The 19,326-nt window shown below is 64.6% G+C and carries 18 protein-coding genes; 6 read left to right on the top strand and 12 right to left on the bottom strand.

The genetic code is table 11. The features are described from left to right. Positions 1 to 27: 27 nt before the first annotated feature. Positions 28 to 1,677, bottom strand: a complete 1,650-nt coding sequence (locus ACN5AZ_RS06590) for a 4Fe-4S dicluster domain-containing protein (RefSeq protein ID WP_419428069.1) — start codon at positions 1,675 to 1,677, stop codon at positions 28 to 30. A gap of 322 nt (positions 1,678 to 1,999) precedes the next feature. On the opposite strand from ACN5AZ_RS06590, the gene greA reads away from it, so the two are divergent. Then, complete coding sequence (gene greA / locus ACN5AZ_RS06585; protein WP_419428068.1) at positions 2,000 to 2,470, top strand: transcription elongation factor GreA; 471 nt, start codon at positions 2,000 to 2,002, stop codon at positions 2,468 to 2,470. Positions 2,471 to 2,482: 12 nt separating this feature from the next. Beyond that, positions 2,483 to 3,478, top strand: a complete 996-nt coding sequence (locus ACN5AZ_RS06580) for a hypothetical protein (protein ID WP_419428067.1) — start codon at positions 2,483 to 2,485, stop codon at positions 3,476 to 3,478. A 104-nt stretch (positions 3,479 to 3,582) separates the two neighbouring features. Here the strand turns inward: ACN5AZ_RS06580 and glp are convergent, their stop codons facing one another. The 4 genes from glp to ACN5AZ_RS06560 are packed head-to-tail and all read right to left on the bottom strand — an operon-like array spanning position 3,583 to position 7,663. Continuing rightward, positions 3,583 to 5,667 (bottom strand): gephyrin-like molybdotransferase Glp, encoded by a 2,085-nt coding sequence (glp, locus tag ACN5AZ_RS06575; protein WP_419428066.1) that lies wholly within the window; start codon positions 5,665 to 5,667, stop codon positions 3,583 to 3,585. Next, positions 5,664 to 6,155, bottom strand: coding sequence for a molybdopterin-guanine dinucleotide biosynthesis protein B (gene mobB / locus ACN5AZ_RS06570; RefSeq protein WP_419428065.1), 492 nt, complete (start codon positions 6,153 to 6,155; stop codon positions 5,664 to 5,666). Before mobB ends, glp begins: the two co-directional genes overlap by 4 nt. Then, a complete protein-coding gene (gene mobA, locus ACN5AZ_RS06565) occupies positions 6,152 to 6,769 on the bottom strand; it encodes a molybdenum cofactor guanylyltransferase MobA (RefSeq protein ID WP_419428064.1) in 618 nt (205 codons plus the stop codon). Before mobA ends, mobB begins: the two co-directional genes overlap by 4 nt. Before the next feature lie 3 nt (positions 6,770 to 6,772). Continuing rightward, positions 6,773 to 7,663, bottom strand: a complete 891-nt coding sequence (locus tag ACN5AZ_RS06560; RefSeq protein WP_419428063.1) for a formate dehydrogenase accessory sulfurtransferase FdhD — start codon at positions 7,661 to 7,663, stop codon at positions 6,773 to 6,775. A 49-nt stretch (positions 7,664 to 7,712) separates the two neighbouring features. On the opposite strand from ACN5AZ_RS06560, the gene ACN5AZ_RS06555 reads away from it, so the two are divergent. Together ACN5AZ_RS06555 and ACN5AZ_RS06550 are read left to right on the top strand one after the other, a co-directional pair. Beyond that, on the top strand, positions 7,713 to 8,429 hold the full coding sequence (locus tag ACN5AZ_RS06555) for an AzlC family ABC transporter permease (protein ID WP_419428062.1): 717 nt from the start codon (positions 7,713 to 7,715) through the stop codon (positions 8,427 to 8,429). After that, a complete protein-coding gene (locus ACN5AZ_RS06550; protein WP_419428061.1) occupies positions 8,426 to 8,752 on the top strand; it encodes an AzlD domain-containing protein in 327 nt (108 codons plus the stop codon). The genes ACN5AZ_RS06555 and ACN5AZ_RS06550 overlap by 4 nt, the downstream gene beginning before the upstream one ends. Here ACN5AZ_RS06550 and ACN5AZ_RS06545 read toward each other — a convergent pair whose 3' ends face one another. The 5 genes from ACN5AZ_RS06545 to ACN5AZ_RS06525 form a co-directional block, all read right to left on the bottom strand. Beyond that, positions 8,753 to 9,412: a hypothetical protein gene (locus ACN5AZ_RS06545; protein ID WP_419428060.1), complete on the bottom strand. Its 660-nt coding sequence runs from the start codon at positions 9,410 to 9,412 to the stop codon at positions 8,753 to 8,755. It abuts the gene before it with no gap. Between the two features lie 149 nt (positions 9,413 to 9,561). Beyond that, the gene (locus ACN5AZ_RS06540; RefSeq protein ID WP_419428059.1) at positions 9,562 to 9,699 is read right to left on the bottom strand and encodes an aa3-type cytochrome c oxidase subunit IV; all 138 of its coding nucleotides are present in this window, start codon (positions 9,697 to 9,699) and stop codon (positions 9,562 to 9,564) included. Between the two features lie 106 nt (positions 9,700 to 9,805). Then, entirely contained in the window at positions 9,806 to 10,255 is a 450-nt protein-coding gene (locus tag ACN5AZ_RS06535; RefSeq protein ID WP_419428455.1) for a DUF6173 family protein, read from the bottom strand. A 59-nt stretch (positions 10,256 to 10,314) separates the two neighbouring features. After that, positions 10,315 to 11,358 carry an MBL fold metallo-hydrolase gene (locus tag ACN5AZ_RS06530; RefSeq protein ID WP_419428454.1) on the bottom strand — a complete coding sequence of 348 codons (1,044 nt, stop codon included), beginning with the start codon at positions 11,356 to 11,358 and terminating at the stop codon, positions 10,315 to 10,317. After that, the gene (locus ACN5AZ_RS06525) at positions 11,358 to 13,046 is read right to left on the bottom strand and encodes an acyl-CoA dehydrogenase (protein ID WP_419428058.1); all 1,689 of its coding nucleotides are present in this window, start codon (positions 13,044 to 13,046) and stop codon (positions 11,358 to 11,360) included. Before ACN5AZ_RS06525 ends, ACN5AZ_RS06530 begins: the two co-directional genes overlap by 1 nt. A gap of 133 nt (positions 13,047 to 13,179) precedes the next feature. On the opposite strand from ACN5AZ_RS06525, the gene ACN5AZ_RS06520 reads away from it, so the two are divergent. Next, entirely contained in the window at positions 13,180 to 14,115 is a 936-nt protein-coding gene (locus tag ACN5AZ_RS06520) for an L-threonylcarbamoyladenylate synthase (RefSeq protein ID WP_419428057.1), read from the top strand. Positions 14,116 to 14,119: 4 nt separating this feature from the next. On the opposite strand, the gene ACN5AZ_RS06515 is transcribed toward ACN5AZ_RS06520, so the two are convergent. Then, positions 14,120 to 14,701 (bottom strand): YqgE/AlgH family protein, encoded by a 582-nt coding sequence (locus ACN5AZ_RS06515; RefSeq protein WP_419428056.1) that lies wholly within the window; start codon positions 14,699 to 14,701, stop codon positions 14,120 to 14,122. A gap of 138 nt (positions 14,702 to 14,839) precedes the next feature. On the opposite strand from ACN5AZ_RS06515, the gene ACN5AZ_RS06510 reads away from it, so the two are divergent. After that, positions 14,840 to 15,634: a protein-disulfide reductase DsbD domain-containing protein gene (locus tag ACN5AZ_RS06510; RefSeq protein WP_419428055.1), complete on the top strand. Its 795-nt coding sequence runs from the start codon at positions 14,840 to 14,842 to the stop codon at positions 15,632 to 15,634. A gap of 3 nt (positions 15,635 to 15,637) precedes the next feature. On the opposite strand, the gene ACN5AZ_RS06505 is transcribed toward ACN5AZ_RS06510, so the two are convergent. Continuing rightward, positions 15,638 to 19,318 (bottom strand): efflux RND transporter permease subunit, encoded by a 3,681-nt coding sequence (locus ACN5AZ_RS06505; protein WP_419428054.1) that lies wholly within the window; start codon positions 19,316 to 19,318, stop codon positions 15,638 to 15,640. Positions 19,319 to 19,326 lie beyond the last annotated feature (8 nt).

Raw genomic sequence — 19,326 nt, 5'->3', positions numbered from 1 at the left:
TTACCGAAGCATGGCCGGACACACCCCTTACATGTTGGGGTAGTTCGGCCCGTCGCCGCCCTGCGGCACCGTCCAGTTGATGTTCTGCGAGGGGTCTTTGATGTCGCAGGTCTTGCAGTGCACGCAGTTCTGGAAGTTAATGACAAACTGCTGTTCGCCGTCCTTTTCCACAAACTCGTAAACCCCTGCCGGACAGTAGCGCGCCGAAGGCCCCGCATATTCGGGCAGGTTCACGGCCACAGGCACCGAAGGATCCTTCAGCTTCAGGTGGGCGGGCTGGCTTTCCTCGTGGTTGGTGAACGAGAAAGACACGTTCGTCAGGCGATCGAACGACAGCTTGCCGTCGGGCTTGGGATAGTCGATCGGCTTGTGATCGGTGGCCTTGCCGGTGGCTGCGGCGTCGGTCTTGCCATGGCTGAGCGTGCCGAAGAACGAGAACCCGAACAGCGAGTTGGTCCACATGTCCAGACCACCCAACGCCAGCGACGGCAGCATGCCCCACTTGGACCACATCGGCTTGACGTTCCGCACAGGCTTGAGATCCTTGCCGATCGCGCCCTCGCGCACTTCGGTCTCATAGTCCGACAGCTCGTCCGATGCGCGACCGGCCTTGAGCGCGGCAACCGCCGCCTCCGCCGCCGCCTTGCCCGACAGCATGGCGTTATGGTTGCCCTTGATGCGCGGCACGTTGACCATGCCCACGGAACAGCCCAGCAGCGCCACACCCGGTGCGACCATCTTGGGCATCGACTGATACCCCCCTTCCGAGATCGCCCGCGCGCCATAGGCCACGCGCTTGCCGCCTTCGAGCAGCTCGGCCACCATCGGATGATGCTTGAAGCGCTGGAATTCCATGTAGGGGTACAGGTGCGGGTTTTCGTAGTTCAGATGCACTACAAAGCCCACGTAAACCTGATTGTTCTCGAGGTGGTAGATGAACGACCCGCCGCCTGCGTTGGAGTTCAGCGGCCAGCCCATGGTATGGGTGACAGAGCCTTCCTTGTGCTTGGCGGGATCAATCTCCCAGATCTCTTTCATGCCGATGCCGAATTTCTGCGGCTCTTTTCCGGCGGACAGATCGTATTTGGCGATCACTTCCTTGGCCAGCGATCCGCGCACGCCCTCGGACAGGAAGACGTATTTGCCCAGCAGCTCCATCCCCGGCTCGGTGTTAGGCCCGTAAGAGCCGTCTTCCTCCAGCCCGAAGACACCGGCGATCACGCCGCGCACTTCGCCATTGTCACCGTAGACCAGCTCGGAGCAGGCCATGCCGGGGAAGATCTCGACGCCCAGCGCCTCTGCCTGTTCGGCCATCCAGCGGCAGACGTTGCCCATCGACACGATGTAGTTGCCGTGGTTGTCCATCAGCTTGGGCATGGGCCAGTTGGGAATGCGGACCTCGCCCTCGGCGCCCAGCATGTAGAAATGGTCTTCGGTCACGGGCGTGTTCAGCGGCGCACCCTTTTCCTTCCAGTCGGGGATCAGCGCGTCCAGACCGCAGGGGTCCAGCACCGCACCCGACAGGATATGCGCACCAACCTCCGAGCCTTTCTCCAGCAACACGACATCCAGATCGGGGTCGAGCTGTTTCAGCCGGATCGCGGCCGACAGACCGGCCGGGCCGCCACCGACGATGACGACATCATATTCCATTGACTCGCGTTCGATCTCGCTCATCCCTTACTCCCTTTAGAGACTGGCTGCCGACGTGGTTCGGACCGCGCCCTGTGCCACGCAACAAAATTTCAAAATTCCTATCGCGGCAATGCAGCAGGCGTCAATGCAAGCGCGGCGTCACACAGCGTCACAGTCCGCCGAAAAACATGACACTAGCACATAAATGCATCATTCGCGCCACAGCCTTCGGCGGCACAAACCGGCCCTGACGTCCGGTGAAACCAAAAACCCGTTGGCAACCGGACCCACAACGCTTTACATCAAAGGTCTCACGCGACAGTTTCCCTGCGCAAACGCGTCTCTCAGCAAAAGAAGATCCGAAATGGACAAGATCCTGATTACCCGCGCGGGCTACACCGTGCTCGAAGTCGAATTGAAACAGCTCAAATCCGTGGAGCGTCCCGCCATCATCGCCGCCATTGCAGAGGCGCGTGAACTGGGCGACCTGAAGGAAAACGCCGAATACCATTCCGCGCGTGAAAAACAGGGCTTTATCGAAGGCCGCATCAAGGAAATCGAATCCGTCATCGGCCTGGCCGAAGTCATCGACCCCAAAACCCTGTCCGGCCCGATCAAATTCGGCGCCACAGTGACCGTGGTGGACGAAGACACCGACGAGGAAAAGACCTGGCAGATTGTGGGCGAACACGAGGCCTCGATCGAAAAAGGCCTGCTCAACGTGAAATCCCCCATTGCGCGCGCGATGATCGGCAAGGAAGAAGGCGACAGCGTCGAGGTGAAGACCCCCGGCGGTGAAAAGTCCTACGAAATTCTGAACATCGTCTACAAATAAGCAAGGCACCCCATGGCCGACCCCAAGGAAACGCGCAACGCCCCGCAAAGCTTTCATGCGCGAGGTGATGCAAACGCCGTGACATCGGTCGAAATCGCCGCAGCCGCGCTGTCTGTGGTCTGGCTGGTGGTGGCCGTGTGGTATTTTCTGGCAGGGGGCGCGGCCGCCTCGGGCGGCGGATTTGCGGTGACCTTGCTGGTGGTCGTGCTGCCGGTGTCAATGATCTGGGTGGCCGCCATGGCCATCCGCGCCGCCCGCGTCATGCGCGAGGAAAGCGCCCGCCTGCAGGCGGCCATCGATGCCCTGCGCCAAGCCTATGTGGCCCAGTCGCAGGCGGGCAAGGGGCAACCGCCGCACCCGCAGGTGGTCAAACGGCTCGACGATCTCGGCGGTGGCATCCGCAATCTCGAATCCACGCTGGCCATGCTCGGCGGCATCCGGCAGGCAGAACCGCAGCCCGGCCACAGCCCTGCCCCCTCCGGCGCGGACGACCAGCCCACGCTCTCGCTGGGCACACCGGCAGAGGCGCTGCAACCGCCCCTTTCGACCGACGATCTGATCCGGGCGCTGCATTTCCCCGAGACCGCCGAAGACACCGAAGGTTTCGCCGCCCTACGCCGCGCGCTCAAGGACCGCAATGCCGCCAAGGTCATTCAGGCCGCACAGGATATCCTGACCCTCATGAGCCAGGACGGCATCTATATGGATGACCTACGCCCCGACATGGCCCGCCCCGAAGTCTGGCGCGCCTTTGCCAAGGGCGAACGCGGCCGCACCATCGCGCCTCTGGGCGGGGTCCACGACCGCTCCAGCCTCGCCCTCGCAGCAGGCCGCATGCGCGAAGACCCGATCTTCCGCGATGCCGCCCACCACTTCCTGCGCCGCTACGACCAGCTGTTCGCAAACGTGGAATCGCAGCTCAGCGATGAAGACATCCAATCCTTCGCCGCCACCCGCACCTCCCGCGCCTTCATGCTACTGGGTCGTGTCGCAGGCACCTTTGACTAGGCACCTGGTCTTTTCCTTGGACAAATACCTCCGCCGGAGGCAACACGCCCCCCGTCACGGGGGGCAAACCTGTGTCGGCGCAGCCGACACCGTATAAATCGGGCCTAAAGTCCGAAACTGCCAAAGGGGATGTAGCGCACGGGATCTCCCCGGGCGACCTCCGCCGCCGCGTCCGGCAGCTCCACCAACCCTTCGGCCCAGCTGAGCGACGACACCCGCCCCGAGCCTTCGGATTTGAACACCTCCGCCTGACCATTGCGGATGCGGGCGCGCAGATACTCGCGCCGTCCCGCCTTCTTGCGCTTGGCGAAGCCCGCGGGCACGTCGAACCCCTGCGGGGCCTGCCACCCCTGCCCGGCCATCAGCCCCATCGCAGGGCGCGCGAAAACCAGCGTGCAGACAAAGGCCGCCACCGGGTTGCCGGGCAGACCAAAGACCGGCATGCCGTCCCACATCCCTAGCGCGAGGGGGCGTCCGGGCTTAAGCGCGATGCGCCACTCCGCCAGCGCCCCGCTGTCGCGCAGCAGGGCCGAGACGTGATCCTCATCACCAGCAGACGCCCCGCCAGAGGTCAGGACCACATCCGCGACCTCGCGCGCGCCATCCAGCCGCGCCCGCAAATCCGCGCGATTATCCCCCACGCGCCCCAGATCCACCGCAACATGGCCGAGACGCGCAATCACCGACAACAGCATTGGCCGGTTGGCGTCGAAAATCTGGCCCGGCCCGGCGGTGTCCCCGGGCTCTACGATCTCGTCACCGGTGGACAGAACACCGACCCGCAGCGGCAGCCGCACCGTCACGCGGTCCACCCCCACCACAGAGGCCAGCGCCAGATCCGCAGGTGTCAGGACACGGCCCGCCGTCAGCGCAGTGTCTCCCGCGCTCAGATCCTCGCCCGCGCGGCGGGTATTGGCGCCCGCACGCACCGGCCCGCGAAAGGCCACCTCGCGGCCGTTGGTGGCGCAGTCCTCGTCCAGAACCACCGTATCCACCCCCTCGGGCAGGGCCGCCCCTGTGAGCACACGACAGGCATGCCCCTCAGGCACCACACCGTCAAACGGTGCGCCTGCGGCAGACCGGCCCGCCACCAAGGGCAGCGTGATGTCGCCGTCACCGACCGACGCGGCCGCAAACCCGTATCCATCCACCGCCGTATTGGGCTGCGGCGGGTTGCTGCGTTTGGCGACCACATCATGTGCCAGCACACGCCCACATGCCTCGGCCAAGGCGACCTCTTGCGTGCCCACAACACAGGTCAGTCGCGTGGCCAAAAGCTCCAGCGCCGCGTCCACCGGCGTCCAGTCCACCCCCGGCGGCAGGGCGAAACAATCATTCTTCAGCGGTGGCGGTTTCAAGACCATGGCGTCCAACAGTTCCCGTTCGTGTCCAAGCCCCAGAATCCAGCCTTCGTCGTGGTGGCCGGCGGGGATGTCGACCTCCAGCATAGCGGCCATCCGGTCAGGCGAAAGCCGGTTTAGCGCCTCGGCCAACAGCGTCACCTGCAGCGCGTCGCGGATGCCGCTACGGGCCTTGACCGCAGGGTCGATCAGCCCGGGCCAGACCTCGGCCAGTACCACCTGCGCCTGCGCCCAAGGCTCGAACGGCCAGACCGCCGCGCCGAAACGCCGCTTGAGCCGCGCCAGTGTCGGCAAGCCCATCAGGGTCTGGCTGCCCACAGACCCCGCCCCCGCCAATTGCCACACCGGAAAGCTGCCCTTGGCCTGCGCGTCACACAGGCGGCGGTCGGCAAAGGGGTTGCGATAGCCCGCCTTGGTGCGCGGCAACCCGTCGATGTCACGCTTCAGCAGGTTGCCCCAAAAGGGCCCCCACCCGTCAAAGCCCTGATTGATCCCCGCCGCCACATCAAAGCGGTTGTTGCATTTGGGACTGTCAGTGATGCGCTGTTCCAGCCAGTCCCACAGCGCCAGCGTATCGCCGCCACAGATCGCCTGCGCCGCCCCTGCGGGCAGGCCAAAGGCAAAGTCGAAGCCGATCAGCACGCGGTCACCTGCGGCGACGGCGGCGCCGATCCGCTCGGCGATATAGGCCTCGGCCACTTGGCGGTTGCGACAGTAGCGGGCGGGCAGGCCTGCCTCGCCGACCCAGATCGCGTCCTTTTTCGGCTGCGGCCCCCGATCGTTGCCCCCCGACCAGTCGACCACGATCACGCGGTCGAATGTGCTCACAACCCGACCTGTGCCAACACGAAATCGGCGATGGCTGCGGTGTCGTCGAGGTCGAGAACCGGCACCGACACATCCAGCGCGCAATCCGCCGCTACCGCTAGGATGCTGGGATCGCCCGGCTGGATCAACTCATGCCCCGCTTCCCTGCGCCAACATTCGATCTTGGGGTGGGGTTCGCGTTTGTAGCCCTCGATCAGGACCAGATCGCAGGGGGCGAGGCGCGACAAAAGATCCGCCAGCGCAGGCTCGGACGCGCCGCGCAGTTCGGTCATGACCGCCACCCGCTTGGGCGAGGCCAGAACCACCTCCTGCGCGCCTGCTGCGCGGTGGCGGTAGCTGTCACGCCCCGGCTGGTCCACGTCAAAGCTGTGATGCGCGTGTTTGACGGTGCTGACCGTGAACCCGCGTGCGGTGATCTCGGCCACCAGCCGTTCCATCAGCCCTGTCTTGCCCGCGTTTTTCCACCCCGTGACGCCAAAGATCTTCATAGCATCGCCTCGGCCTGTTGCAGATCCTCGGGCGTGTTGACGTTAAAGAACGCGGCCTCATCGGGAAAGACCGCCTCGCGTCCGCCGTGGCCTTCGGTCCAGAGCACGACCTTTTTCAGACCATCTCTGAGCGCTGCGCGCAGATCATCACGCAGGGCGACAGGCCAAAGGCCAAAGGTCGGGTGCCGCACCAGCCCCCCCTTGGCGGAGCGTGTCACGGTCTCCCCCCGGGTGGCGGCCAGAACCAGCGGGTGTGCCTGCCCCTCGGACGCAAGCTGCAGCACGGGCACCAGATCACAGGGCAGAAACGGCGTGTCGGCGGCCACGCTGACCACGGTGTCTGCCCCCTGCTCCGCCGCCCAGTCCATGCCCGCCAGAACGCCCGCCAGAGGTCCGGCGAAACCGGGGATGCTGTCGGCCACCACTGGCAGGCCCAGATCAAAGCGCGCCGCATCGCCATTGGCGTTCAGGCACAAATCGGACACCTGCGGCGAGATCCGTTCGATCACCCGATCCATCAGGCTTTGCCCGCCCAAGGTCAGCATGCCCTTGTCGCCGCCGCCCATGCGGGTTGCCTGCCCCCCTGCGAGGATCACCCCAACCGGAGCTTTCATACTTTATCCTTCCTGCGCCGCGCTTTTGCGGCGATGTTTGCGATCTTCTTCGGCGACGCTGGCGGGATCAACGTCCCAGTCCAGCCGCTCGGCTCCGGACAGGCAGGTGAACCGCCGCCCGCGCATCCGCCCGATGCAGGTCAGCCCGACCTGTTGCGCGATGTCGACGCCCCATGCGGTAAACCCCGAGCGCGACACCAGTACAGGCACCCCCATCAGCGCGCATTTGATCACCATTTCCGAGGTCAGCCGCCCCGTGGTGTACATGATCTTGTCGTCGCCGGAGACGTCATTGGCCACCATCCAGCCCGCGATCTTGTCGACGGCGTTGTGGCGGCCGACGTCCTCCATGTAAACCAGCGGGCGGTCGCCCTGACACAGCACTGACCCGTGGATCGCCCCCGCCTCGAGATAGAGCGACGGTGTGGTGTTGATCTTATGCGCCAAGGCATACAGCCAAGAGGTGCGCACAGGCGTGGCGGGGAGCGTCAGCCCCTCGAGCCCCTCCATCATGTCGCCAAAGACCGTGCCCACCGCGCAGCCGGAGGTGCGTGTCTTTTTCTTCAGCTTTTCTTCGTAATTGGTCTGCCCATCGGTGCGGACCACGACCACCTCTAGCTCTTCGTCGTAATCGACGCCGGTCACGGTCTCGCCCACGCGCAGCATCCCCTGATTTTTCAGAAACCCGAGGCCCAGATATTCGGGATAATCCCCGATGGTCATGGCGGTGACGATCTCCTGACCGTTGAGATAGATGGTCAGGGGGCGTTCCTCGACCACGTTGATCTGCACCGGCGCGCCGGTCTGGTCGAAGCCCTGCACCCCGCGGGTCAGCCGCGCCGCCTGCGGGTTCGGGGCGATGATATAATCCGTGCCGCTGTCATGCGATTGCATCTGCCGTGGTCCCCCGCTACGTCATATCCGAAACTTCGGAGGTCAGACCATGCCCCAGCACAACGCGATGTCAAGCTTCCGGCGGGGGCTAAGGGACGGGCTGCCGTTTCTGTTTGTGATCATTCCCTTCGCGATGCTGTTTGGCGTGCTTGCCACCGAAGCGGGTCTGAGCGTGTTTGAAACCCTCAGCTTTTCCGTGGTGGTGATTGCCGGTGCGGCGCAGTTTACCGCCTTGCAACTGCTGCAGGAAAACACGCCCACGGTGGTGATCTTGCTGTCGGCGCTGGCGGTGAACCTGCGGATGGCGATGTATTCCGCATCCATCACGCCACATCTGGGCGGGCTGCCGCTGTGGAAACGCGTGATGACCGCCTATTTCCTCGTCGATCAGACCTATGCCGCGGCGATGCTGGATTACGAGAAACACCCGCAGCAAACGCCCGCGCAGAAGTTCGCCTTTTTCATCGGGGTGATGCTGCCGATCTGCCCGTTCTGGTATCTCTTCACATGGCTGGGGGCCTGGGTCGGGGGCACGGTGCCTGATACGCTGGGCTTGGATTTTGCGCTGCCGCTGACCTTTATCGCGATGCTGGGGCCAAGCCTGCGCACCGGCGCCCATCGGGTTGCGGCCATCGTCGGCGCCACAGCGGCGCTGGTCTTTGCGTTTTTGCCGTTCAACCTTGGCCTGATCACGGCGGCGGTGATGGGCATGGTCGCCGGAGCCGAATTTGAACGCCGCACCACCCCGCCGGAGGCACAGCCATGATTGACCGCACTGAACTCTGGACGATTATCGTCCTGCTTGGGCTTGGCTCTTTCGGGCTGCGGTTTGTGTTTCTGGGGCTGGTGGGCGACCGGCCGCTGCCCGAATGGGTGCTGCGGCATCTGCGCTACACCGCCGTGGCGGTGATCCCTGCGCTGATTGCCCCGCTGGTGGTCTGGCCTGCTGCGACCGGCGGGCAGACGGACCCGCTGCGGCTGAGCGCTGCGGCGCTGGCACTGGCCGCGGCGGTGTTGACCAAGAACCTGTATGCGGCTCTTGGCACCGGGATTGTCGTGATGTTGGGGGGCGGCTGGCTGATCGGGTGATCAGTTGTTGCTGTAACGCCCCTCTTCTTCCCACGCCATTTCGATCCGCTGCACGGCGAGGTCTTTGTCATCCTCGTCGGTCTCGCGCAGCTCGCGTTCCTGCACGCCGGGCAGTTCGGCAAACGCTTCCATCAGCTTGTCGGGGAACAGCGCCTGTGGCAGCGATTGGAACCCCGGCAGCTGGCGCAGGATCTTGGACGTGGCCGTGGTGCAGGCGGCTGGCGCGACAGAGCCGTTGGCCTGCACCAGACGCAGCGCCTGTTCGGCCACCTCCGGCGCGACCTGCACGCGCTGGATCTTGACCCGATAGGTCGACCGGGCGTGCGCGCTTTCATAGGCCTGTTCGACCGCCGGAGTGATGCCGTAGAGCACATCGTTCACCTCTGGCACGCCTTGGAAGCGGACAGACCCGGCAGGATCAAAGACCACCCGCTGCGACGGGGCATTCACCATGATCGAGGTATGCGCACCGTTGTTGGTGCGGTTGTTGATCATCGTATAAAGCGTGATCGACGGCGGCTCGGACGAGCGGTAGGCGGCCTGTGCCGCAGCCTCGGGGGTGGCATTCGGGCCAGACATCTGCCCACCGGCACAGGCCCCCATCACCATCAGCGCCAACAGCGCCATTCCTGCCCGAAGGCCCGCAAAACGTATCGTCATATCCCACCGTTCTTTGTTGTCGCGCCGCCCCCATGGGACATCCGCGTCACAGACATTGTGTCAGAGCCATGCACAAGGCCCAGGTCACATTCAAGTGATCCCGGGCCTGCGCTTGGATATCGTCCCGCCACGGGGCGGCACCTGTCAGATCAGGTGGTGAAAATCGCCATAAAGACGACGATTGCAAGAATCACCATGCAGGTTTTCATGGTGAAGTTCATGAAACCGTCAAAGGTCTTTTCCTGAACCGTGATGTCCATTGTGCCGTGCTTGTGCTCTTCGGCCATGTCCGTCCCTTTCGCTAAGGTGTTCTGCGTGTCGACGCAGACAGATAAAGGATAAATTCAGCGCTGTCACCGCGAGAAAATGACTCAAATGTCGCGGCTGACTGTCTCAGGCCGGATCGATCTGCGAGACCAGCGAGAAACCGATGCGCCGGGGCGCTTCGCGTTCGGGCTGTTTGGGCAAGGCGCGCAGCACCACCGACAGTTGCGAGACATGCTGAATCAGCTGCATTTTCGCCCCCGACGGGTCAGATCCGTAAAAGGTGACGATGTCGGGATCAAAATAACCGATGCCTTCGATGCGCAAAACACCGGCGTCGCTGCCGGCGTAGCCCATGGCGATCTCGTGCTCGGCGTCGAGCTGTTCCTCGAAGTTCTGGATGTACAACGCCAGTCGCTCATAGGCCCAGCGGGCGGGGCTTTTCTGATCAACCGGAGTTTTGGTCATCGATTCGGGCAGATCCTGCGGGGCGGGCGCGTCCTCGGTATGGGTGTCGCAACGACGCGGCAGGGCGCTGGCCTCAAAGGCTTCGGCAGAAGTGGAAATCGTGTCGTCCATGGGGCTGGCCTGTTGCTGGATCATGTGGAAGTCAGAGAAAGCAGGGACGCGGCAATGCGTCAACCGGCGCAGGCGGCAAAGCGCCATCTACCATCGGTGGTGATCTCGCGGGTGACGCGGCCTGCGTGCCACAGATGCAGGCAATGGGCCATCGCCTCGACCATGGCGAGCCCGTATTCCGCATCCCCGATGCGCCGTTTGAACAGCGGAGTAAAACACTCTGTCGCCACAGAAGGCGTGGCCAGATGCGCCTCCAGCCGGTCGAGCGCGTGGTGATGGTTGGAAATCATCTGCTGCAAGCGTAGGGGGACGCCAGTGAACGGCAGTTTATGCCCGCCCAGTGCGAGGTGGTCGTCGCGCGCGATCTGCGCCAACCGCGTGCAGCTTTCGATCCAGTCTGCAACGGGATCGGCCTCTGGCTCTGTGGCATAGGCCCCCAGATTGGGCGAGATCGACGGCAGGATCTGGTCACCGGCGATCACCAGATTGCAATCGCGTGACCACAGGGTCAGCTGTTCGGGCGCGTGGCCGCCGCCCTCGTGCACGTCCCACGTGCGCCCGCCCGCCACAAAGCAGTCCCCCTGTTTGAGCCGTTTGTGCCCGTAGGGCATGGGCGCGACAGTGGCGCGAAACATATAGGGCGGCTCGGACATGCGGGCGTCGATCAGCCGTTGTTCCATTCCGGCGGCGCGCCAGTAAGCGACCACCTCCGGCGGGGGCGTGTCATGGGGGTCCTGCTGCAACATCCGCGCCAGCAGCCATGCGGTGCGTGAACAGACCAGCTCTGCGCCGTTCTCCTGAAACCAACCGGCGAGGCCCACATGATCGGGATGATGATGGGTTACGAAAACGCGGGTGACGGGTTTGCCCGCCAGCGGCCCGTCCAAAAGCGCCTGCCAGACGGCGCGCGCCTTGGTCGAGGCCATGCCGGTGTCGACGATGGTCCAGCCATCGCCGTCATCCAGCGCATAGACATTCACATGATCCAGCTTCAGCGGAAGCGGCAAGCGCATCCACAGCACGCCCTCGGCCACCTCGACCGCCGCGCCGGTGTCGGGCGGCGTGTCGAAAGGGGTCCGGATAGGCGCGCGGGTGCCGTCCATCACGCGGCGAAATCCTCCGCCGGGATCAGATCGCCCGCCCGCGCTTGCGCACACAGGCCGGTGTGTTCGGGCAGCAGCCGCGAAATGTAGAACCGTGCAAGACGCTCGACCTCGCCACCGGGCTCGGCGCAGGCCGCGCGCAGATGCGCATCACCGCCCAGCACACGGGCAAAGGCGCGCAGGTACGGCACCGCGCCGCCAAAGCGGTCGGCCGTATCCATCGCCAGCAGCGCCTCGGTGGTTTCGCGCAGCGTCTCGGACGCCTGCCAGACCGCATCGGCCAGATCGGGAAGCTCGGCCTTGCGGGCCTCGGCATAGGCTTCGATCTCATCGAGCAGGGCAAAGATCGCCTCGCCGCCGTCCATCAGTTTGCGGCCCACAAGGTCCATGGCCTGAATGCCGTTGGTGCCTTCGTAGATCGCGGTCACACGCACGTCGCGCAGATATTGCGCCGCGCCGGTTTCCTCGACAAAGCCCATGCCGCCGTGCACCTGAATGCCCTTGGACGCCACATCAATGCCGGTGTCCGTGCCAAAGGCCTTGGCGATGGGCGTCAGAACACCTGCGCGGGCTTTCCATGCCGCCTCATCCGTGGCGCGCCCCATGTCCAGAGCCACCGCCAGCGCAAGAGAAATCGCACGCGAGGCAAAGACATCGGCCTTCATCTCGGCCAGCATGCGGCGCACGTCCGCGTGGCCCAGAATGGTGCCGGTCTCGGACCGGCCCTGTTTGCGCTCATTGGCGTAGGCCAGCGCGTGCTGATAGGCGCCTTCGGCGACGCCGACACCCTGCACTGCCACGCCAAGACGGGCGTTGTTCATCATGGTGAACATGGCGCGCATGCCGTCGTTGGGTTCCCCCACAAGCCAGCCCTTGGCGCCCTCATAGCTCATGACACAGGTGGGCGAGCCATGCAGGCCCATCTTGTGTTCAAGGCTGACCACACGCAGGTCGTTGCGCGTGCCCGGCTCGCCGTTTTCGTCGGGAATGAACTTGGGCACGATAAACAGCGAAATCCCCTTTGTGCCGGGCACCGCGTCGGGCAGGCGCGCCAGAACCAGATGGCAGACATTGCCGGTAAAGTCGTTGTCGCCCCAAGAGATATAGATCTTCTGGCCGGTGATCGCATAGCTGCCGTCATCCAGCGGCTCCGCCTTGGAGGTCAGCGCACCCACGTCCGACCCCGCCTGCGGCTCTGTCAGGTTCATGGTGCCCTGCCATTCGCCGGTCACCAGCTTGGGCAGGTAGGTTTGCTTAATCGCGTCAGAGGCGTGATGTTCCAGCGCCTCGATCTGACCTTGGGTCATCAGCGGGTTCAACTGCAGCGCAAGGCAGGCCCCCGACATCATGTCATTCACGCAGGTGGTGACCACCATCGGCAGGCCCATGCCGCCGTTTTCAGGATCTGCAGAGGACGCGATCCAGCCGCCTTCGGCGATCGCCTTGTACCCTTCGGCAAACCCTTTGGAGGTGCGCACCACACCGTTTTCCAGAACCGCCGGATAGAGATCGCCGTTGCGTTGCAGCGGGGCCATGACCTCGTCGCACATCTTTGCCGCTTCGCCCAGCACTGCCTCGACCGTGTCAAAGGAGGCCTCTTGGAACATCTCGGTGGCCGACACGCGGTCGTAGCCTACGACATTCTTCAGAATGCGGGAAAAATCGCTTAGGGGTGCGCGATAGGTCATGCGAAATACTCCTCCGACTTGGCAAGCCCGCTCCTACCTAGTAGCAAGCGGTCCGGTATCGCAAGCGTAGGCTGCCCCACCGTGGCGTCTACCGAAACGCCACGTCACGGCAAAAGGTCCCTGAGGTCACTGTATGACAGAGCAGTTTTCTTCCTCCCCAGACGGGCTGGACAGCGCCGCAGAGCATCTGCGCAACGGCCATCTGATCGCCTTCCCGACAGAGACCGTCTACGGGCTGGGGGCCGATGCGCGCAGCGATTCCGCCGTGGCCCGCATCTATGAGGCCAAGCAGCGCCCGTCGTTCAATCCGTTGATCGTGCATGTGGCCGATGTGGCCGCCGCCAAGGCGCTGGTCATGTGGTCGGACGAGGCTGAGGCGCTGGCCGAAGCCTTCTGGCCCGGCCCGCTGACGCTGGTGTTGCCGCTGCGCGAGGGCGCAGGCATCTCCAAACTGGTGACCGCCGGACTGGACACGCTGGCAGTGCGGGTGCCCGCCGCCCCGCTGGCGCGCGATCTGCTGGCCCGCGCCGCTGTGCCGGTGGCGGCCCCTTCGGCCAACCGGTCCGGCCAGATCAGCCCGACCCGCGCCGCCCATGTCCTTGAAGGGCTGTCAGGACGCATCGATGGCGTTGTGATGGGCGGTCCCTGCACGGTTGGGCTGGAATCCACCATTCTGGGCCTTGCGGGGCGTCCGACCCTGCTGCGCCCCGGTGGCGTCACGCGCGAGGCCTTGGCGCAGGTGCTGGGCCGCAGCGTGGCCGAGCGGCACGCCACCGACGGCATCACCGCCCCCGGCCAGACCCGCAGCCACTACGCCCCCAAGGCGCAGGTGCGTCTGAATGCGGTGGAATTCGCGGCGGGCGAGGCGCGACTGGGCTTTGGCCCCGTCGATTGCGATCTGAACCTGTCGGACGCCGAAGACCTGACAGAGGCCGCATCCAACCTGTTTGAATACCTGCACCGACTGGATGCCACAGGGGCTGCGCATATCGCGGTCTCGCCCATTCCGCACCTCGGCCTTGGCGTTGCGATCAACGACCGGCTGAGCCGCGCCGCAGCGGACCGTTAGACGATCAGGCGCGCCCGCCCTCTGACGACAGCATCATCGGGCTGACGCCCAGTGTTTCCAGTGCCGCCTCCCACTTGGCCTCGTCTTCAAGCTCAAAGATCATCTCAGGCGTGGCCTGACAGGTCAGCCAAGCGTTCTGGGTCAGCTCTTCTTCCAGCTGGCCCGGCCCCCAGCCGGAATAGCCCAACATCATCAGCCATTTGCGCGGCCCCTCGCCGCGACCGAGGTCCTCTAGGATGTCCAGCGTTGCGGTCATGCGCAGCTCTGGCGTGACCTCCAGCGTGGTGACGACCGACCGGTAATCGGGCGAATGCAGCACAAAGCCGCGCCCCATCTCGACCGGCCCGCCATAGCGCACGGGACGCTGCCCCAGACCGGCGGTGTTTTCGATGTCGAGCTGCGTCAGAAGCGCGCCCATGTCCACGTCCTGCGCCGGTTTGTTGATGATCAGCCCCATCGACCCTTCGGCGGAATGGTCGCAGATGAACACCACGCTCAGCTCGAATCGCGGATCGCCCATGCCCGGCATGGCAATCAGGAAATGCCCTGTCAGATTTGTTGCGTCCGCTGCGGTATCGTCTGCCATGACTGCCTCTTGTTGCGCTTGCCCCACCATGCGCGCTGCGCAGCGCTTGTGCAAGAACGTGGCCATTGCGGCCCCGCTGACAAGGGTCTCACCGCAAGGTGACTTCCATTTCAGCAGGATTCGTCCCATCTCAGGGGCATGAAACGACTTTTGACCGCCCTGCTGTGTGCCGTGGCCCCTGTGGCCGCCCTTGCCGATGATTTCGACGGTGTGATCCGTGCCACGGTCCTGCCCGGCTGGCGGATGGAGAACGGCGACCACATGGCCGGTCTGCGGCTGGAGCTTGCGCCCGGTTGGAAGACCTATTGGCGCAGCCCCGGCGATGCGGGCATCCCCCCCGCCTTTGACTGGGCGGGGTCGCGCAATCTGCGTGCGGTGGATGTGGCATGGCCCAGCCCCGAAGTGTTCTGGCAATCCGGTATGCGGTCGGTCGGATACACCCAAGAGGTGATCCTGCCGCTGCGTGTCGATCTGGCGCAGGCGCAGCGCGACGCGCGGATCAATGCCACAGTGGACATCGGCGTGTGCAAGGATGTCTGCCTGCCGGAGCGGCTGCATATCCGCGCCGATCTGCCCGCGTCCACCCGCGCCCCCGATGCGCGGATCGCCGCAGCGCTGGCGGACCTGCCCTTTACGGGCGAAGACGTGGGCGCAACAGATGTGACCTGTTCGGTCTCGGCTGCGGATCGTGGCATCGGTCTGACAGTCTCAGCGCAGCTGCCGCAGGCCACGGGCCGCGAGGATACGGTGATCGAATTCGCCGACCCCGCGCTGTGGGTGGCGGAGCCCAAAACGTCTTTGGAAAACGGACGTCTCGTGGCGCGCACCCGCGTGATGCACACGTCTTCGGCGGGGTTTGCGCTGGACCGGTCGACCATGACGCTGACCGTATTGGGCGGTGCCGTGCCGGTGGAAATCACCGGCTGTCGCTGACGCTCAGGCGGTGCGACGCCGCGCCAGCAACACCAGCCCCGCCCCCAGATACATCCCCAGCGACAAGACCGCGATCCCGGCCACAAACAGGCCCAGCGCGGCCCCTGCCCCGCCGCCGCCAAGTAGCGCAGGCAGCCCGCCAGTGATGGCCACATGGCCCAGTGTGGCCGCCAGCCATGCCAGCGTCAGCGCCGCCGCACCGCTCAGCGCCAGCCGCACGCCCAGCGCACGGAACCGCCAGCCGCGTTTGAGGCTGGCCCATGCCACCGACACGTCATGCTGCACCGCCACCAAAGACGGCACCACCAGCAAAACCAGCACCATGCCAAAGCCCAACCCGTAAACCAACGTGATCACCGTGGGTTTGAGAAACTGCGCATCGGCCGATCCCTCGTACAACAGCGGTGCCAGACCCAGCACCGTGGTGGCTGTGGTCAGAAACACCGCGCGCAAACGGTCACAGGCCCCGTCGATGATCGCAGGCAGGATGCCGCGCTCCTGTGCATGGCTGTCGATCTGTGTGACCAGAACGATGGAATCGTTGATGATGATGCCGGTCATGCCCAGCAGACCCACGACCGTGAACATGCTCGCGGGCACATCCCACAGCCAATGCCCGTAGATCGCCCCCACCAGCCCGAAGGGAATGATCGCCATAACCACCAAGGGGCGCGCCCAACTGGCAAAGACCCAAGCCAGCACCAGATAAATGCCCAGCAGCACCATCCCCAGACCAAAGCCCGCATCCGACAAGAACGCATCTTCCTGTTCCGACAGCCCCGCCATGCGATAGGCCACCTGACGGCTGTCTGCGATGCGGGGCAGGATATCGTCTTCGAGCTGTTGCATGATTTCGGTGGCACGGGCGGGATCGTCTTCGGAGATATCGCCGGTCACGGAAATCAGCCGCACTCCGTTCTCGCGCCGCACCGTGCTAAAGCCCGAGCGTTGCTCAACCCGCACAATATCGGCCAGCGGCACATATTCCCCCTGCGGCGTGCGCAGCAGGGTGCGTTCAAGGAAATCAGCGGTCAGTTCGCTGTCCGGCAGCTCGACCCGGATCTCGGCCGACCGTGGGCCAACCGGGAAGGTCGCCGCCTCGATCCCGCCCAGACGGTTGCGCAGGGCAGAGCCCAGCCCGTCAATGTCAAAGCCCAGCGCCTGCCCCTGCGGGGTCAGCTCTAGGATCATCTCGGATTTGTCGTAGGACAGGTTATCCTCGACGGCGGAGACCTCGGGGAATTGGGCGACGGCGGCTTTCAGGTCTTCGGCGGCAGCCTTGAGCACCTCGGACGAGGCACCAGAGAACTGCACATCCAGCGCATCGCCCCCCGGCCCCGACCGCCAGCCCCGAAACGAGATCGTCTCCACCTGCGGATGCCGGCCTGCGCGCTCCTGCAGATCTCCGACAAAGGCAAAGGAGGAATAGGGGCGCAAGTCGGCCTCGATCAATTCGATGGAAATCGCGCCAAGCTGGTCGGGATCCTTTGTATCGGCCCCTGCCAGCGACGGGCCGGAATTGCCGCCGATTTCCGCGATCACATAGGCCAGCGGATTGCGTCCGTAGCGGTCTTCGTATTCGGCGGCGAGATCCTCGGTGGTTTGTTGCAACAGCCGCAACTGCGCCAGCGTATCTGCGCGGGTTGCGCCGGGGACCATGGCGAAATTACCGGTCACGGATGCCCGTTCCGGCGCGTTGAAAAACCGCCACTGCACCTCGCCTGAGATGAAAAACACCACGATGCCGCTGAGTGCGACAACGGATGCCGACAGCACCACGTAACGGGCGCGGATCACCAGTGCCATCAACGGGCGAAACAGCGTCTCGCGCACCCAGCGAAAGCCCCGGTTCACCAGTTTGGAGGCACTGTCGATGCCATTGTCGGACAGGCCGCGCAGTTTGGCCTGTCGTGCCTGTGCAGGCTGGCGGGCCAGACGCAGCGCCAGAAGCGCTACCATCGCCGCCCATGCCACCACGCCGCCAATCCACCCCTGCGCAATGATTGTCTGCCGGAGCGCCACGGCCTGTGCCTGTAGCCCTGTCAGCGCGTCGGGTGCCTGAGCAAACAGGCCCGAGATCGCAACCAGCACCGCAGGCAGCGACATCACAGCCAACACGATCAACCCCAGCGCAATCAGCGCCACCAGCGCCTCTGCCAGCAGGCCCAGCACCGCACGCCACGGTCTGTAGCCGCCCGAGGCACGCGGTTTCAGCGCATAGGCCATGTGGTTCGGCAGGATCAGGAAGCATTCCACAAGCGAGGCCAGCAGCACCATGATCACGGTAAAGGGAATATCAGAAATCAGATCGCCAAACCGCCCGCCGATCGCCACCAGTCCGAAAAAGGCGATCACGGTGGTCAGCGTGGCGGAAAACACCGGCATGGCCATACGCTGCGCCGCGCGCTCTGCGGCCTCGAACGGGCCGTGGCCGTTGCGGGACAGATGGTCTGCATGCTCTCCGACGACGATGGCGTCATCGACCACGATCCCCAACGTGATGATCAAGGCAAACAGCGAGATCATGTTGATCGTCAAACCGCCCAGATACATCAGCGCAATCGCCGCCAACAGCGCGGTCGGAATGCCCAGCGCCACCCAAAAGGCCGTGCGCGTGTTCAGGAACAAGAACAACAGCCCCACCACCAGAACCAAACCCATTGACGCGTTGTCGAGCAGGATGTTCAGACGGCCGGTGATTGCCTCCGACCGCGTACGGATCAGATCGATGCTGACCCCTTCGGGCAGGGTTGCGGCATAGGCGGCGGCCACCTCTTCGACCTGCGCCTGAATGGCGATGGCATCGCCACGATCCGAGCGGTCGACGCGAACCGAGATGGCCGGATTGTCCCCGACAAAATAGCTGCGGGCGCGGTCCACGCCCTCGGACCGGACGCGGGCGACATCGCCCACCGTCAGCTTGGTCCCGTCGGCCAAAGCGCGCAGCGAAATGCCCGCCACGTCCTCGGCGCTGCGTTTCTCGATGCCTGTGCGCACGCGTGCCCCCGCGCCGTCCACATCGCCTGCGGGATCGGCGTCAACCTCGGCGGCGATGGCATCGGCGATATCGGCCATGGTGATGTCATGTTCGATCAGGCTGGCAGAGGTAACCTCGACCACGATTTGCGGCGCGGCAATGCCACGGATCGTGGTGCGGGTGACACCTTCGGCAAACAGGCGGACCACAAACTCATCGGCAAAGCGCGCCAGCTGGTCAACGCCCACAGGCCCCGTGACCACCACATCCGTGACGCGGTCCCGCCACCCCCCGCGCGACACGGTGGGCGCCTCGGCCTCATCCGGCAGGCCTGTGATGCCGTCCACCGCCTGTTGCACATCATCCGCCGCGCGACCCATGTCCCAACCGGGGTCGAATTCCAATTCGATGCTGGCGCGCCCTTCGCGCGATTGCGCCGTCGATGCGGCCACACCTTCGACGGACAACAAGGCCGGTTCGAGAAGCTGGACAATGGCGGCATCCACATCCTCGGCACCCGCGCCATCCCATTGCACCGATACGTCGATTTCGTCGCTGACCGTATCGGGAAAGAACTGCGCCCGCATGTTCGGCACGGCCATCAGACCCGCCGCCAGAAGGATCACAAGGATCAGGTTCGCCAGCGTCGGGTGGCGCGTGAAATAGGCGAACAGACCGCTGGCGGATTTGGGCAATTCACGCGACATGCTGTCCC

Origin of the sequence: Sagittula sp. SSi028 (assembly GCF_048553715.1) — a bacterium.
GTDB lineage: Bacteria > Pseudomonadota > Alphaproteobacteria > Rhodobacterales > Rhodobacteraceae > Sagittula.
The sequence above is the reverse complement of the archived record's forward strand: the minus strand, read 5'-3'. Positions and strand labels throughout refer to the sequence as shown.